This window comes from Paenibacillus sp. J31R122 (assembly GCF_056269185.1).
Genome location: NZ_JBWDNM010000010.1, coordinates 115,067 through 131,071, shown reverse-complemented (window position 1 = coordinate 131,071; position 16,005 = coordinate 115,067). Strand labels below are relative to the sequence as shown.

The window sequence follows — 16,005 nt, the reverse complement described above, 5'->3', positions numbered from 1 at the left end:
CATGGCAGGAAAACGGATAATTTCCGCCAGGACGTCCCGCAAGCTGGAAGGAACGCTCTTTATGGCGCCGTGGTTGATCGGATTTATTGCTTTTTTAGGATTTCCACTTTTCTTTTCGCTTTATATGAGCTTTCATCAAGTTAAAATTTTACCGAATAGATTCGTTTACGATTTTGTTGGCTTGAAATATTATCAGGAAATCTTATTCAACAGCTCGGCTTTATACGACCAATTGATTCCTTATTTCCAAGAAGTCGTTCTCATGGTGCCGGTTATCGTTATTTTTGCCTTAATGATCGCGATCATGCTGAATCAGAAGCTTCCAGGACGTTTTATATTCCGTGCGATTTTTTTCTTGCCGGTTATATTCTCTACGGGCGCCGTCTTAATGTCGTTTATGAATCAAGGCGAAGGCAGCCTCGGTTTCCTCGAACGATTTAATGTTGGTGGTTATATCGATATGTTCCTTGGGGATAATTCATGGGCAAAACCGGTGAAGCAAGTCATGAATCATTTTGTTCTGGTCTTATGGTATTCCGGGGTACAAATTTTATTGTTTATTGCCGGACTTCAGACGATTTCGACCTCTGCCTATGAATCTGCGCGCATTGATGGTGCAACGCCGTGGGAAGTCTTCTGGAAAATAACGCTTCCGGCGATGTCGCCATTTATTTTGCTGAATCTGATTTATACAGTAGTGGACATGTTTACATTCCCGTCCAACCCTGTTATTTCGCTAATCAGTACGGGCAATTACGGCTATAACAGTGCAATGGCATGGATTTATTTCTTGATTATTGTTGCATTCCTTGGATTCGTCATTTTGCTCTATGGCAGAATAAATCGGAAACATGCAAAAGCAGATCGAGGATAGGGGGGAGGAAGCGGATGATGAAGGCGAATTTATCGGCGCGAGTCAAACAAAATTGGACGACGAAACGCGGTCTGAGCAAGATTCGGTATACGCTGCTTGGCAGAGAATTCAATCAAGGTCTTATTTTTAAATTGGGATTGTGTGCCGTATTAATCATAACTTCTTACATTTATATGAACCCGATGATAAAAATGCTAGTGAAGATGGTTATGAGCATCAAAGATTTGATCGATCCGACTGTGACGTGGATTCCATCATCCATCTATTTAGGCCATGTTGTTGAAGCATGGAAGCTGCTTGATTATCCGAGATCGCTTGCCATCAGTTTATTTATCGCGGTAACGGCGGCAGTGCTGCATTGCATCGCGTGCGGGCTTGCGGGTTATGCACTTGCAAGACTTGACGTTCCGTTCAAAAAAACAGCTTTTTTCCTTGTCATATCAGCATTCATCATTCCACCGCAAGTCATCATTTTGCCGACAATTATGGTGTATACGGAGCTTGGATTGAACGGGCATCTGCTTACGTTGATCTTGCCTGCAGTGTTTGGTTTCGGGGTGAAGGGTGCATTATTTGTCATCATTTTCCGCCAGTTTTTCTTGACGCAGCCGAAGGCATTGGAAGAAGCGGCGCGTATTGACGGCGCTAATGCATTGAAGTTTTATGTAAGGGTTATGTTTCCTTTGGCCAAGCCGGCTATACTTGTCGTGTTTTTGTTTTCATTCGTATGGACGTGGAATGATACGTATTATCCGAGAATGTTCCTTGGAGCAAGCGATAATATGCCGCTGTCACTGAAAATCTCCCATATCGATCAAAACTTGACGGCGTTTATTGAAGCAGGAGGGTTTCCAGCATTTTTGGCTGAACCGATCAAGATGGGCGCAAGCTTCCTTGTTATTTTGCCGCCGCTGCTAATCTACTTGTTTGCGCAGCGTTATTTTGTTGAGAGTGTCGAGCGTACTGGTTTGGTTGAATAGGAACATATGAAACCGAGGCTTTCAAGAAGCCTCGGATCGGTTCACGCTTATGGTTTGTGCAATTGTCATCCGAGTATTTTGCGGTTAAGGGGGTGATTCGATATGTGAAAATAATTCGGTGTCGAGTGAAAAGGATCTGCAGGAGCTTTTTGCAGCCCAAAAAACTGACTGAATTATACTTTGCGCATAAGAGCTATAAAACTACATTTCACACCATTACAATAAGGCCAGAGCGTTATCAAGGAATTAGGAAATAAGTAAGTGGACCGAAACATTTGAATAGTGAGGGGATACATACTATGAAATCGGTAAAAATGCTTTCATTAATCCTAATCTTAATGTTACTTGTAGCAACGTTTTCGGCATGTTCAAGCAAAAGCTCCGATGGGGAACAATCAACTAATAAAGAGGGAAATTCTGCTGCTGCGACTGATACTCCGAAACAGGACGATCAAGACAAACCAGCGGTGACAGAACCGGAACCCAAGAAAAAAGATATTACTTTAAAATTTATGGCGCCTTGGGGCGGGGAGTTTGAAGCGCGGGTGAAGCCGTTTGTCGAAGAGAAGTTCCCTCACATCAAGATCGAACTCATCAGCAAATGGGTCGGCAAGCCAGAGTTAGAAGAAACGTTCGCCGCGAAGGAAAATCCGGATATTTTATTGACCACCGGCGGCTTTGAAGTTCTGAAGGAGATGGAATTGCTATATCCGCTGGATGATCTGGCGATTCAACATAACGTTGACTTATCGGCATTCCGGCCAGGAGTGCTCGAATCGATGCGGGTGCGAGATCCTGATGGCCAAAACCGTTTATTGGGATTCCCGATGGAAGATGTTCATGTAGCGCTCTTTTATAACAAATCGATTTTCGATCAATTTGGTGTTCCTTATCCTAAGGACGGAATTACCTGGGAAGAAGTTATTGATCTAACCAAGAAACTGACAGGAGAAAAAGATGGAGTCAAGTACCACGGATTAGCGAAAAATGGCTTATCGATGCCATTTATGGAGCTTTCGGTACTCGGCACGGATCCGCAGTCGGGTGAAGTGCTGTTCTCCAAAGAACCGAAGTTCAAGAAATATTTCGACCTGCTTGATAAGTTGCGTAGTATCCCCGGCAACTGGGATGTAGAGAAGGATGAAGACTTGTATTTCCAGAACCAAACAACCGCAATGGCAATTTTGTCCATTACGGGTTTATCCGGATTTCATGGTACCAAAGGGCTCAGCTTCGATATGGTAAAAGTTCCGGGTTGGGCCGACCAGCCGGATATTAATCCAAACTACGCGCCTCTTGCAGTGAGCGTTAATCCGAACAGCGAGCATCTGAATGAGGCGTTTGAAGTGATCGCATTCCTCGCCTCCAAAGAGCATCAAACAATGCTGCATCGTAATGGCTCGCCTTCTCCGCTTGGCGATCCGGACCTTGCTGTTCAGTTCGGCGAAATTCAAATGTCAGGCAGCAATAAGCAATACAATTTACAAGGCGTTTATTCAGGTACAAAAGCTGACCCAGTGTACTCCACGTTCGGTCCGGATGCCCTATACTACGGCGAGAACTATGTAGCCGAAAAGGCTGCCGAATTCATAACGTCCAAAGAAGATGTTGTTACGTTCTTAAGAAAAATGGACGAAGACTATACGATTAAAGTGAAAGAGAAGATGAATAAAAAATAACGTTGCAGAGCTCCTGGAACACCAGGAGCTCGCCTTTTGTCTGGCGATATAATGTTCGGCTCAGGCACAATAGTACAGGATCCAAAGAAGGTAACTACCTTACAATTTACAAAGAGAATTCAGAGATAAAGGAGAATACACACCATGAATACAGAGATAAAACAGTCGCATCGGGAGCGGCTTCTGATGGATTCCGGTTGGAAATTCGCATTGGGACACGCTTCGGACATCAAGCTCGACTTCGATTATTGGAAAGGCAAGCCGTTCGCCAAACAAGCCGAAGGGAGAGGTGCGATTCACTTCAAATTTGACGACAGCGATTGGAGAGAAATTTCTCTGCCGCATGATTGGGCGGTTGAGCTAGATTTTGAATATTCCACCGATAACGACATAGATTATCATGGTTACAAGCCGATCGGAAGACCGAACCCGGCGACATCGATCGGGTGGTACCGCAAGCGGTTTGAGGTAGCGAAGGAAGATGCGGGGAAAAGGTTATCCATTGAGTTCGACGGTATATTTCGCGACAGCATGATATGGTTGAACGGCTATTATTTGGGACGCCATGAAAGCGGATATACCGGCTTCCGTCGTGATATTACCGACTGCGTTAGGTTCGACGGGCCGAATGTGCTTGTGGTGCGGGCTGACGCAAGCCAAGTGGAGGGATGGTTTTACGAAGGGGCCGGCATTTACCGGCATGTCTGGCTGGTCAAAACCAACCCGATGCATGTAGCGCATTGGGGAACGTACATAGTTTCGGAAATTGGTGACGGATTTGCGGAGCTTTCGATTCAAACGACGGTTGTCAATGAAGAAGATCTTGCGAAAGCAGTCACGATCGAATCGGCAATTTATGATGCTGACGGCCGCCGGGTTGCGACCGTTCAGTCGGATCCAACTAAGGTAGGCTCATGGAAAGAGCACGAGTTCAATCAGTGTATTCGTTTGGAGCAGCCGCGGCTTTGGGATTTGGAGTCGCCCCATCTCTATCGTCTCGTTACGACCGTCAAGGACGGCGAAGCTGAAACGGACGTTTATGAAACATCATTTGGCATTCGCAGTATTCACTTCGATCCGGATCAAGGCTTTTTCCTGAACGGGCGGCATGTCCCGATCCGAGGTGTTTGCTGCCATCAGGATCATGCCGGAGTCGGAACGGCGCTGCCCGACCGTTTGCAATATTACAGGATCGAGAAGCTGAAGGAGCTCGGCGTTAATGCTTACCGGACATCACATCATCCGCCGACGCCGGAGCTGCTCGAAGCTTGCGACCGTCTTGGGATGCTGGTCATGGATGAACATCGGCAAGTAGGCTGCAGCGATGAAATTCTAGGTCAATTGCGCAGCTTGGTCAAACGTGACCGCAACCATCCTAGCATCATTCTTTGGTCGATTGGAAACGAAGAGGGCGGGATTCAGGATACGGAAGCTGGTGCCCGCACTGCAAGAACGATGAAACGGATCGTAAACGAGCTTGATCCGACACGTCTTGTCAGCTATGGCGGGAATAATGGCGGACAAAGTGCGGGGATTAACGGCGTTGTTGATGTTCGCGGCTGGAACTATTATAAAATCGGCGCCAATTTGGATGAATACCACAACGATCATCCACAGACGCCCATGATCGGCAGTGAAGAAGCGAGCACGCTGTGCACACGAGGCATCTACGAAAATGATGAAGAACGAGGATATGTCTCGTCTTATGACGAAAACTTCCCCGGCTGGGGATCCGGTGCCGAGGAATGGATGAAATATTATGCGGAGAGGCCGTATTTGGCCGGCGCTTTCGTATGGACAGGATTTGATTACAGGGGTGAGCCGCTTCCTTACCGTTGGCCGGCTATCAGCTCGCAATTCGGCATAATGGATACATGCGGTTTTCCGAAAGACAACTACTATTATTACCAGTCTTTGTGGACGGATCGGACGGTATTGCATTTATTCCCGCACTGGAACTGGCCGGGTAAGGAAGGGCAGGACATCGACGTGCGCTGCTTCAGCAATTGCGAGGAAGTTGAGCTGTTTCTAGGCGGCCGCAGCCTTGGAATGAAACAAATGCAACATCTCGGACATCTGAGCTGGAAGGTTCCCTATGAGCCTGGCGCTCTTGTTGCCAAAGGATACAAGAATGGACAAGAGATCGCGTGCGTTGCCAGAGAAACAACAGGCGTTCCCGCAGAGCTGCGGTTATTGCCAGATCGTTCTGCCATCGATGCCGACGGCGAAGATGTATCGAGCATTGCCGTACAAATTGTAGATTCTTTAGGCCGGGTCATCCCAACGGCTGACAATGAAGTTGTGTTCACCGTAACCGGGCCGGGTGTATTAATCGGTGTCGGCAATGGAAACCCGAGCAGCCATGAGCCGGATAAGTATATCGGTAGCGGCACGGTTTGGAAACGGAGAGCTTTTAACGGACTTTGCATGGTCATCGTCCAATCGACGAAACAAGCTGGAGAACTGTGCATTACGGCTGAGTCACCCGGATTAACTGCTGCCAAAGTTACGATTCGAACAGAGCCCAGCGTATTGCGCCCATCAGTGTAAGCATAGAAACAAAAAATGAAATGTTGCTGATGTTAAGGAGATGAAATGGCGATGTTGAGCATTACTGCAGGGAATTCCCTATTCCAATTAGATAATAAAGGTAAAATAATCAGTCTGACCGATACCGGTACCGGTAATCGATATGAATCTGCAAAATATATGATATCGCTGCTTCGGGTCGTTGTTGGCGGTCGAATTGAGATGCCGGAACAGGCCGATTATGAAGCGGGATCCGGCATAGTGACATTGAAATTTCCCCAAAGCGGGGCGACGGTGGAGATTTTGGCCGAAGAAAAAGGGCTTTATGCAACATTAGAGGTGAAATCCATCGATGGTGATGTAGATACCGTTATCTGGGGGCCTTACGTTACCACCGTAGCCGGTTCGATCGGGGAGTCGGTTGGAGTTGTTCATGATGGTTCATTTGCCCTCGGCTTGCAAGCGTTGAATATAAAAACCATTGGAGGATGGCCTCTCGAACTCGATAGGTTGGAATATGTTCAGCAAACGTTTTCGAATAGCGGGATGCCGGACCCTGACGGCACACAGCCTTCGGACAACAAATTCGAGTATGATGTTTGCGCGGCGTGGCCGACAAGTGAAGGAAGCATGCTGCAGGCGTATGCAAGGAATCGGTCAAATACGACCCGGCGCCCTGCGTGGAATTTACCGGAAGTTGATATTGCGCCGATCGCCGGCGATGACGCTCGAATTGTCGGGACAAAGATCGCCTTGTTCGGCTGCGCGGTTGATCAAGTTCTCCAAACGATAGAAGCGATCGAACTTGGTGAAGGGCTGCCGCATCCGATGATCGAAGGAGTTTGGGGGAAAACATCACCGGCGGCGAATCAATCTTATTTAATAACCGACTTTTCCGAAGCGACGATGGCGGATGCGGTGCGGTATACGACCATGGCTGGTTTGAACTATGTGTATCATCCCGATCCATTCGTACAATGGGGGCATTTTAAGTTAAAACCGAGCAGCTTCCCGAGTGGTGACAACGGATTGAAAGCATGCGTGGAGCTGGCAGAACGCGAAGGCGTGAAGGTCGGCGTACATACGCTCTCCAACTTTACTACGCTTAATGATCCCTATGTGACGCCATTGCCGGACGAGCGGCTGCAGTTCTCAGGATCGGCGCGAGCTGTCGGTACTGTCGGAACGGATGCGCAGGAGATCGAAGTAAGTGATCCACAACCGTTTATGGCCAATTTGTTCCGACGTTCGGCGAAAATGGGCAGTGAGTTGATCGAATACGACGCTGTGACCGAGAGCGCGCCTTGGAAGTTGCTGGGCGTACGGCGAGGTGTGAATGGTACGGCTGTCACTGAACATGAGGCTGGCGTGGAAATCGGCCGACTTTGGGATCACCCATACGACGTCTTTTTCCCGAATATCGAACTGCAGGATGAATATAGTATGCGGATCGCCGATTTGTTCAAGACGACTGGCTTGAAGCAGATTTCATTCGATGGCTTAGAGGGCTTATATGCAACTGGGCATGACGGATACGGCGTCAACCGTTTCGTCAAGAAGTGCTTCGATGGTTGGGGCGAGGAAGTAATTAACGATGCGAGCATCGTCGTTCCGAACTATTTGTGGCATGTGTTCACGCGCTTTAATTGGGGCGAACCTTGGGGCGCGGCAACGCGCGAAGGCCAGCTTGAATGGAGGCTAAGCAATCAGCGATATTTTGCTCGAAACTTTATACCACCGATGCTCGGATGGTTTCTGGTTCGATCCGCTTCCGATCGGTTCGAAGCGACGGCACCGGACGAAATCGAATGGGTTCTGTCGAAAGCGGCCGGATTCGGTGCTGGTTTCGCGCTGTCAGCCGATACGGCGGTGCTTCAGCGAAACGGAAATATCGACACGTTGTTTGCGTTGGTACGCGAATGGGAGAAGGGTCGACGGGCCGGGGCGTTTACGCCTGAGCAACGTAAGCGACTGCGCGAACCGAAGGGAGACTGGCACTTGGAACCGGTCGACGAAGGCCGTTGGAATCTGTACCCGGTACACTTCTCGAAGCCGCTTATCTGCAACCCTGCCGAGCTGCAGCCGGGCCAACCAGGGGGCGCCGACTGGGTTTATTTTAACCCGTATGGCGATCAGCCGTTAAAGTTTACTTTGCGCGTGATACCATCGTATGGAAACGAAGATGCATCAGTGAAACGGCCTACTTTGTACACCAGCGGGGTTTACATGACATTCGAAACGGAACTTAAACCGAATCAATATCTCGTGTGCGAAGGTGGAAGAACCGGTAAAATATACGATCAAAACTGGAATTTGCTGCAGACGGTGCAAGCGTCAGCGGATGCGCCGATCATTCGAAGCGGGGGGCAGCCCGTATCGTTCAGCTGTAAATTCGAAGGGGACCCGAAACCGTCTGTCAGCGTGAAAGTATACACGTGGGGCGAACCGGAGACGGTGGAAAAGATTAAGGGCGATTCGGTGGACGTTTGTTTGGTTGGAGAAGGTCTGTAAGAGAAGCTTCCAGTGGAGCTTAAACTTTTTTTCAAAGAGAGTGAGGTTGTTGACATAAAAAAAATATTGTATGTGTACGGAGGTCCTGAGTTTCACCCGACAAAAGCGGCTGGGGAACTACTCGGCAATTTGCTAGGTTCTAGGGAAGGTTTTTGTCTTGAGACCACTTCCGACCTCGACATGCTGGCTCGTCTGTCCGAAGGGGAATACGCCGCCGTTGTCGTTTACACGACCGGGTTTGCTGACGAGCTGACGCCGGAACGCGAGCGTGGGCTGCTTGATTTCATCGAGTGCGGCGGCGGATTTGTCGGCGTTCATTCCGCAGCGGACAGCTTCAGAGGCAGTCGCAGGTATATCGATATGCTGGGTTGCGAGTTTTTGACGCATCCTGACCATCACAGCTTTAAAGTAGAAATCGTGAACAGTGATTATACCATCACGACAAGGATGGAGTCGTTTACGATCACAGACGAAATGTATCATCTGCAAAGCTACGATCCATCCAAAGTAACGGTGCTTGCAGAAACGAACTGGCAGGGCAGGAAGCTGCCGCTCGCGTATACCAAATCATATGGTGAAGGCCGGGTCGCCTATTTGGCGAATGGCCATGATTTAAGAGCTTGGGGCCATCCTGAGTTTCAGAAAATGCTGCTGCGCGCAATCCGTTGGAGCGCCGGGGAAGAGAAACGGTCCGGAAAGGTCCGCTGCGGTTTGCTCGGGTTCGGTCCGTCGTTTAATATGGGCGCCGGGCATGCGAGCTGGATCAGTCAAACCGAAGGAATGGAAGTGGTTGCGGTTTGCGACGCTTCACCGGACCGAATAGCAGCAGCCAAGGAGCAGCTTCCTGGCTTGAAGGGGTATTTTACCGATCTCGATGATATGCTGGCTATGGATGAAGTAGATCTTGTCGTCAATATTTTGCCGCATTATCTGCACGCACCGCTGGCAATGAAATGTCTTGAAGCAGGTAAACATGTCGTATTGGAAAAGCCGTTTTGCCTGACGGTTGCCGAAGGAAAAGATTTGATTCAGAAGGCGCGGGAGCGTGGGGTCATGCTGTCCGTCTTTCATTGTCGGCGCTGGGACGATGACTATATGACGATTCGCGAGCTTCTGAACAAAAGATTAATCGGTGACGTGTTCCACATCGACTACTCGTCCGTTGGCTACCATCAGCCGGGCTTTAACTGGCGCTCTGACAAAGCCGTTAGCGGTGGTGTTATGTACGATTGGGGCGCGCATATTATTGACTGGATTCTGAATTTGATCCCATCCGAAATGACTCAGCTGATGGGGGATTTCCAGAAAAGAGTGTGGCATGCAGTAACTAACGAGGATCACGGTAAAATCAATGTCAAGTTCAAAAACGGAGTGACGGTCGACATCATGATGTCATCTATCGCAGCGGTCAAGCGTCCGAAATGGCAAATTCTCGGTACCCAAGGCAGCATCGAGATGAACTCGCAGGATGAGATTTATTTGACCAGTATGGTGAATGGCGTTCGCCAGTCCAGCAAGATTGAACGGATGTTCGGAACGGATTGGAAAAAATATTATTGGAATGTCGCTGACCATTTGTTGATGGGCGAGGAACTGATCGTAAAACCCGAACAAGCGCTGCGTGTCATCAGCATCTTGGAAGCCGCGTCGCAGAGCTCGGAGTTAGGCCGAAGCGTAACCCCTGAGGTGCTGTGATTGAGCTTACATGAGGCCACTGAAAAACTTAGGCTTTTAATTTTATGAAATACAGATAAACAGATAAAGGCGAATTTCCATTCTGATTTGAATGAGAATTCGCCTTTTTTTTTAGATTTTGGACTTATTCAGTGGCCTCCATCCTACACGGCCTCTTTGATATATCGTAAATTCAGTTAAGCATCTTCCCACTTCTGTTTGAAGAATAGTTGATATAGCTTTACAACTACGATTTTGATCATCATATACACGGGAATTATGATGATCACACCGATGATTCCAAACGCGTCATTACCGACCAAGACCAAAATAATGGTAGTAAGAGGGTGGATATCCAGCTGTTTTCCGAAAATATAAGGCGAGATAATATTATCTTGAATCTGTTGTGCCGCTAATATCACGACTAACGACCAAATGGCAACAGAAGGAGACACGATCAAGCCAATAATAACAATAGGTATGGCAGACAAAAAGGCACCAATAAAGGGGATGAAGTTCATAATTACGGCGAGCACTGTCAGTAAAAGAGCATAAGGAAGCCCTATAATAAGGAATCCGATATACATTAATACACCGAGTACAAGATTGACAACAACTCTCCCCACAATGAATCCACTGAGGGATACATCAATATCTTGCATGACCTTATTACCTTCTTCGCGGAATCTCTTAGGCATAAAACTAACAATTTTATTACCGAATTTGTCACCCTCTTTTAGCATGTAGAAAAGAAGGATTGGGAAGGTAAACAATATGAGCGCAAAATCCGAAACGAAAGAAAACACCCCTGTTAAATAAGAAGTCACAATTGAAAAGCCTTTGTTTAGATATTCAGTTATATGAGATAACGGATTCACATCCTCCGGGAGAATGCCTGACAGAAATCCGCTCTGCTCTAAATCCTGCAACTGCTTGTTCAACGTATTAAATAAACTAGGCGCATTATCTATTAAATTGAAGAACTGAGTACGTAAAGAAGGATAAACCCCAATTATAAAAAGGCTAAAGAGCAGAGCTATAACTAAATAAATAATTAGAATAGCTAAAGTTCGGTGTAATTTCAGCTTCACCATCCAGTTCACCAAAGGGCGTAATAGGTAATAGAAAAAAGAAGCTAGCATTAATGGAATCAAAATAATACTCAGCAGCGATAGGAATGGCTTAAAAATAAAATCAACAAGCGACCCCAAATAAATAATGCCCAATACTAAGACCACAGCGATACATAATTTGATAACTTTGTTTAATGAAATCAAGCAATTCACTCCAATTCAGATAAAAGATTGTTTCCTTACCTAAGCTATTGTCAGCAACCAGAAAGACATTAACAACCTCTCATAATAGTAGTTCCATACGTAAGCAGGCCCAACTTGTTGCATTTAAATTCATATGTACAGCATCGACATATTTATAGGGATTATTCGTTAGATAGGAGGATTAATGAGAAGATTCAACCTTACATGAAAGAGCAAAGGTCCGTCCCTTCATGAGCTCCTTAATTTTCTGAGCAGAGGCTGCCGATAGTGTTTCAAAACATACCGAACCAAATAATAGCTTGCAATAGAAGATAGAATGCTGTTCACCAAAGACCCTACCAAAAAGTGGGTACCGATATGGCCGAGGCGGCTAAAATGGTCTACCGTTTCAGAATAATCAAAGGCTGGAATAGGTACGTCAATCACTTCTTCCAGCTGGAAAGCAGGGGTTGTATATAAGCTGCTTAATATGAAACCAACCTTATAATTTAAAAAGAATAGAACGGGCCACATAAAAGATCCTATAGACCCCGAAATAATGGCTGCTGCAAGATTGCCGCGCAGTAATCTTGCAATACCTACGGATAGGAGTATCCCAATTCCGAATGTGGGAAACCAACAATGGAAAAAACCAGACATAAAGCCGACAGCGATACGGTGATCCGAATTTTTTATTCGCAATAGTCTTAGACAGTAGTACTTCATCCTTCTTATGAGTTTTATTTTCATTGTAGATTCCTCTGCTTGCAAGAGTTATTTATACTATAATATCAAATTTACACAGGTATATGTATGAAGTGCCGTCAATATTTCACAATTACACGCTCAGACTCGAACATTGTGAAGCCATCCTGCTATACATTTTATTATTTCTACTTTATAATAAAACCGTCCAGACGGTTTTTTAACGGGAGGTAGAAATGATGATAAAAAAAACGGATCTTCTTGCAGCTGCAGCAAGAGTTGTACAAAAAAAAGGTCTTAACAGTTTAACGCTCGAGGCAGTAGCTGCTGAGGCGGGAGTTAGCAAAGGCGGATTGCTGTATCATTTCAGCAATAAAGAAAATTTGATTAAAGGACTTAATGAACAAAATGTAAGTGAGTTTCAGAGCCTGGTTGATGAGGAATTTGAAAAGAACGGCAGTTATGTTCAGTCCTATGTAAGAGCGTCATTTAACCCAATTAACTATGCGGATGATATGAGTACAGATTTAAGCTTGTTGGCAGCAGTTGCTAACAACAAAGAGCTGTTACATATGTGGGAGCCAGAATATGTAAAGTTCAGACAGAAGACGAGTGAAGAAGCGATACCCTTTGAAAAGGGGATGATATTGCGTCTTGTATGTGATGGTCTATTATTTTCGAAAATGTTTAACTTAGACCCGTTAAGCAACGAGGAGCAAGCACGTGTTTTAACAGCTCTTTTGGAGTTGATTGAGGGGGAAAAGTGATGTTAATTGCGTATTCATTATTACTTTGTGCCATTATTTTAGAGGTATTCGGTTCTACAATGATGAAGCTATCTGATGGGTTTACGAAGATGCTCCCTACTACAGGAGTGATTGTAGGATATGGCGCGGCGTTCTATTTATTTTCTCTGGCGTTGAACGATCTGCCCTTAGGACTTTCTTATGCCACTTGGAGTGGGCTCGGCACTATATTTACAGTCTTGGTTGGTATGTATATTTTCAAAGAAAAAATAAATAAACAATTCATTATAGGCTTAGTGATATTAATTATAGGGATAGTTATGCTCAATCTTGAGAAATAGGCAGGGGATGAAGCTATGAAACGAGCCATGTTATATTTAAGCATAGCCATAATATTTGAATCATTTGGTACCACTATGCTGAAGTTATCTGAGGGATTTACAGTCGTTTGGGCAACTATTGGTGTTGTTCTTGGATTTCTAATCTCATTCACATGTTTAAGCTTTGCATTGAAGAAGATTGCGCTCTCAACTGCTTACGCTATTTGGTCGGGTGTCGGTACAGCTTTTACTGCATTAATTGGCGTTTTCATTTTTCAAGAGCATATGAGTTTAATGAAAGCCATTGCCCTCGTATTGATTATATTAGGGATTGTTATTATGAATAAATCCAAAAGTGAAGAAGGGTCAGCTGCTGCAGCAGCTAAGGGGTAAGTCTTAAAAAAAGCCGCCCATGACAGGGTAGCTTATATATATGATTTAAATCTACGAAAATACTAGTTCCCGTATTACTTCCGTGTTTTCAGTGCAGTGAATGGTTTGAATTCAGTTCGAATTTGGTCACATCCGTTGAGCAATTTTTGTTTGAGAGGATTGACCCATTCAGGAAGATGAGGTAAATCCATATTTTCCATACAGCGAAGCAGTCGAGCGAATGAATAAAGGTCGGCAAATCTCTGGAATCTAGGCATCATCTCCTTGAAGCTGCTATCCAGAGGTTTTACGGATGTATACCCGCTAATAAAATGATCGATATTACGTTTGGATTCTTTATCATTTTGTTTGATCAAATCAGCTAATGTCGATGTAATATCCATCATGAACCAGTGATACATAGAGTCATCAAAGTCGATGGCGCTAAACCGTGACTCCTCTTTTATATAAAAGACATTGTCTGTCTCAAAGTCATAATGTATAAGTCCGTAATTACCTTCATCTGCCGGGAGATGGGATAGCCAAATATTAATTCGTTCGTACTCTTTAATAGCCTCGTGCTCTTGCGGATGGTTTTTCAATACGGACAGAATAAAATCCAGCGCGTCAGCCCAGCTTTTTCGGGAGGTTGCATTAGGTGTATACGATTCGGATAAAAGATGTAGGTTTGCGAGCGATTGGCCCCATTCTACAAAATGATGGCTCGACATCTGCTCAAGGGAAATAGGCACGCCCTTCGCTTGTTCAAACACAACCCCGTAGTAACGTCCATTCTCAGTTGAAATCGTTTCAATCCAATTACCGTGAATAGAACGAACAGGTGCTACAGTAGCAAAACCTTTATCTGATAGGTACAGCATAAAATCAAGCTCAGACTGAATGTTCGCAATGGAGTTGTCTTCTTCGTGAATAAATCGCAAATAATGTGGTTTATTATTAACGTGAAAAACATAAATAAAATTATTGCTGGCTCTCCAAAAGGCTAACGTCTCGGCATCGTGATCCCAATACTTAATTAGCTTTTTGGCAGCAGAATTATTTTCCGTCCCCAAAACCATATTCCTCAAATACATCATTTCCTGTTTGCCTCCCGTAACCTAATGAGAGGTGTCTTTTTAATTACAAATAACGACCTCTCACAGGCTTCTTAGTGTTATTGTTCGTTTTCAAACATCATCACTCCTTTTGAAAGTATTGGGGATAAGCATATATATAAATGTTCTCATGGTATGCCTCATCCCGTTTAACATTATCTGAAATATATCCAATATTATCAAGATGCCAGTTCGGTTATAATTGTTTTATACATGGAATTTGAATTGGGGGATGAAATGAGTACATCTTTCGAAGTGTATCCTTCGTTATCGAGAGTCCCGACTTTGGTTGAAGTGCTAAAGGTTGCAAACGAGAAGCTAAATACATTTCTACAATCATTTGAAGTACAAGATATGCCATTAATCTCTGTTAGACTTGGCGAGAAGATTATTTCTCCAAGCGATTTAACAACTGAAAATATGATGTGGGATACCGATTATGCTTGGTTTTACATAGAAAAGAGTAATGGTGGAGGATCGGATGCCTATTTCCATAAAGTGGATGAATTTTCTTTAGATATTTGGGATGAGTATGTGGAAGATGGAGATACCTATGCCGAAGTGAGAGAATCTTTGTATGTTGGACACTATTGGTCTTTTCGAAGATCTTCGGGGCAACCGGCTATTATTAATTTAGCCTATGGTCTAATTGCTTCAGCGGTTGCAGAGCTTACGGAGGGTTATTTATTCTCGGACGATGGTGCTTGGCCTGGCAAGCCTATTCAATCAACTGATTTTGATGCTCAATACTTTAATCCGAGTCCTGCCCAATCGTATGCTGATGCGGTATGGTATGAGAGCTGTCTTGTTCAAATTATTAGTCTGTATAAGGGCAAAACATTTGAACCGAAGTACCAGCTTTTTGAGTCGAATGAATTAACTTGGAAGCAGCGTTTAGTGTTTTTTCCTTCTAATCGATTACTTAATGAAGGTCCAGAAGAAAACGATCGACTATTTATTATGTTTAGTATGTATGATAAGCTTCCTTATTTGTATATAGATCGTACTTTAATTTCGGCAAGTGAAGAGTCACTGGATAGATTGTTGAAGCTGATCGATATTAAACATAGTCCGAGTTTCTTTAGACATTCATTCGATAGAATTTTAGAGGTATATAGAGAAATAGATTTTGATCGTCGAGATATTTTATTTTGGGTCAACCCTTTGTTTATTGAAGACGGGGAGGGAATAAGGCAGAAGATTACGTAAAAGTATAATTTGTGAATGTGTTGCTGACAAGGTGC

13 protein-coding genes are annotated in these 16,005 nt (G+C 44.9%); 10 read left to right on the top strand and 3 right to left on the bottom strand.

Features of this window, described 5'->3' with window-relative positions:
• Position 1 precedes the first annotated feature (1 nt).
• The 6 genes from AC0YN7_RS17585 to AC0YN7_RS17560 all read left to right on the top strand — a co-directional run bounded on the left by AC0YN7_RS17585 (position 2) and on the right by AC0YN7_RS17560 (position 10,268).
• Complete coding sequence (locus AC0YN7_RS17585; RefSeq protein WP_475811312.1) at positions 2 to 874, top strand: carbohydrate ABC transporter permease; 873 nt, start codon at positions 2 to 4, stop codon at positions 872 to 874.
• Positions 875 to 888: 14 nt separating this feature from the next.
• The gene (locus tag AC0YN7_RS17580) at positions 889 to 1,854 is read left to right on the top strand and encodes a carbohydrate ABC transporter permease (RefSeq protein WP_475811311.1); all 966 of its coding nucleotides are present in this window, start codon (positions 889 to 891) and stop codon (positions 1,852 to 1,854) included.
• A gap of 299 nt (positions 1,855 to 2,153) precedes the next feature.
• The gene (locus tag AC0YN7_RS17575) at positions 2,154 to 3,533 is read left to right on the top strand and encodes an ABC transporter substrate-binding protein (protein ID WP_475811310.1); all 1,380 of its coding nucleotides are present in this window, start codon (positions 2,154 to 2,156) and stop codon (positions 3,531 to 3,533) included.
• Positions 3,534 to 3,677: 144 nt separating this feature from the next.
• Positions 3,678 to 6,083 carry a beta-galactosidase GalA gene (gene galA / locus AC0YN7_RS17570; protein WP_475811309.1) on the top strand — a complete coding sequence of 802 codons (2,406 nt, stop codon included), beginning with the start codon at positions 3,678 to 3,680 and terminating at the stop codon, positions 6,081 to 6,083.
• Positions 6,084 to 6,134: 51 nt separating this feature from the next.
• Entirely contained in the window at positions 6,135 to 8,573 is a 2,439-nt protein-coding gene (locus tag AC0YN7_RS17565; protein ID WP_475811308.1) for a hypothetical protein, read from the top strand.
• Between the two features lie 12 nt (positions 8,574 to 8,585).
• A complete protein-coding gene (locus AC0YN7_RS17560) occupies positions 8,586 to 10,268 on the top strand; it encodes a ThuA domain-containing protein (RefSeq protein WP_475811307.1) in 1,683 nt (560 codons plus the stop codon).
• 176 nt (positions 10,269 to 10,444) lie between these two features.
• Here the strand turns inward: AC0YN7_RS17560 and AC0YN7_RS17555 are convergent, their stop codons facing one another.
• Positions 10,445 to 11,524 carry an AI-2E family transporter gene (locus tag AC0YN7_RS17555; RefSeq protein WP_475811306.1) on the bottom strand — a complete coding sequence of 360 codons (1,080 nt, stop codon included), beginning with the start codon at positions 11,522 to 11,524 and terminating at the stop codon, positions 10,445 to 10,447.
• 228 nt (positions 11,525 to 11,752) lie between these two features.
• Positions 11,753 to 12,253: a DUF2062 domain-containing protein gene (locus AC0YN7_RS17550; protein WP_475811305.1), complete on the bottom strand. Its 501-nt coding sequence runs from the start codon at positions 12,251 to 12,253 to the stop codon at positions 11,753 to 11,755.
• Between the two features lie 191 nt (positions 12,254 to 12,444).
• Here AC0YN7_RS17550 and AC0YN7_RS17545 point away from each other — a divergent pair, with 191 nt between their 5' ends.
• Genes AC0YN7_RS17545 through AC0YN7_RS17535 form a run of 3 tightly spaced genes read left to right on the top strand, consistent with a single transcriptional unit; the run spans position 12,445 to position 13,667 of the window.
• Positions 12,445 to 12,975, top strand: coding sequence for a TetR/AcrR family transcriptional regulator (locus AC0YN7_RS17545; RefSeq protein ID WP_475811304.1), 531 nt, complete (start codon positions 12,445 to 12,447; stop codon positions 12,973 to 12,975).
• Positions 12,975 to 13,295, top strand: a complete 321-nt coding sequence (locus AC0YN7_RS17540; protein WP_475811303.1) for a DMT family transporter — start codon at positions 12,975 to 12,977, stop codon at positions 13,293 to 13,295. The genes AC0YN7_RS17545 and AC0YN7_RS17540 overlap by 1 nt, the downstream gene beginning before the upstream one ends.
• 15 nt (positions 13,296 to 13,310) lie before the next feature.
• On the top strand, positions 13,311 to 13,667 hold the full coding sequence (locus tag AC0YN7_RS17535; RefSeq protein ID WP_475811302.1) for a DMT family transporter: 357 nt from the start codon (positions 13,311 to 13,313) through the stop codon (positions 13,665 to 13,667).
• Positions 13,668 to 13,741: 74 nt separating this feature from the next.
• Here the strand turns inward: AC0YN7_RS17535 and AC0YN7_RS17530 are convergent, their stop codons facing one another.
• A complete protein-coding gene (locus AC0YN7_RS17530) occupies positions 13,742 to 14,743 on the bottom strand; it encodes a phosphotransferase enzyme family protein (protein WP_475811301.1) in 1,002 nt (333 codons plus the stop codon).
• A 255-nt stretch (positions 14,744 to 14,998) separates the two neighbouring features.
• Between AC0YN7_RS17530 and AC0YN7_RS17525 the strand changes: the two genes are divergently transcribed.
• Positions 14,999 to 15,970 (top strand): hypothetical protein, encoded by a 972-nt coding sequence (locus AC0YN7_RS17525; RefSeq protein ID WP_475811300.1) that lies wholly within the window; start codon positions 14,999 to 15,001, stop codon positions 15,968 to 15,970.
• Positions 15,971 to 16,005: the final 35 nt, after the last annotated feature.

Bases quoted from the DNA above. Each gene is read 5' to 3' on its own strand.
- AC0YN7_RS17545 (WP_475811304.1), top strand. From the start codon at position 12,445: ATGATGATAAAAAAAACGGATCTTCTTGCAGCTGCAGCAAGAGTTGTA.
- AC0YN7_RS17575 (WP_475811310.1), top strand. From the start codon at position 2,154: ATGAAATCGGTAAAAATGCTTTCATTAATCCTAATCTTAATGTTACTT.
- AC0YN7_RS17565 (WP_475811308.1), top strand. From the start codon at position 6,135: ATGTTGAGCATTACTGCAGGGAATTCCCTATTCCAATTAGATAATAAA.
- AC0YN7_RS17550 (WP_475811305.1), bottom strand. From the start codon at position 12,253: ATGAAAATAAAACTCATAAGAAGGATGAAGTACTACTGTCTAAGACTA.
- AC0YN7_RS17580 (WP_475811311.1), top strand. From the start codon at position 889: ATGATGAAGGCGAATTTATCGGCGCGAGTCAAACAAAATTGGACGACG.
- AC0YN7_RS17535 (WP_475811302.1), top strand. From the start codon at position 13,311: ATGAAACGAGCCATGTTATATTTAAGCATAGCCATAATATTTGAATCA.
- AC0YN7_RS17540 (WP_475811303.1), top strand. From the start codon at position 12,975: ATGTTAATTGCGTATTCATTATTACTTTGTGCCATTATTTTAGAGGTA.
- AC0YN7_RS17585 (WP_475811312.1), top strand. From the start codon at position 2: ATGGCAGGAAAACGGATAATTTCCGCCAGGACGTCCCGCAAGCTGGAA.
- galA (WP_475811309.1), top strand. From the start codon at position 3,678: ATGAATACAGAGATAAAACAGTCGCATCGGGAGCGGCTTCTGATGGAT.
- AC0YN7_RS17530 (WP_475811301.1), bottom strand. From the start codon at position 14,743: ATGATGTATTTGAGGAATATGGTTTTGGGGACGGAAAATAATTCTGCT.
- AC0YN7_RS17525 (WP_475811300.1), top strand. From the start codon at position 14,999: ATGAGTACATCTTTCGAAGTGTATCCTTCGTTATCGAGAGTCCCGACT.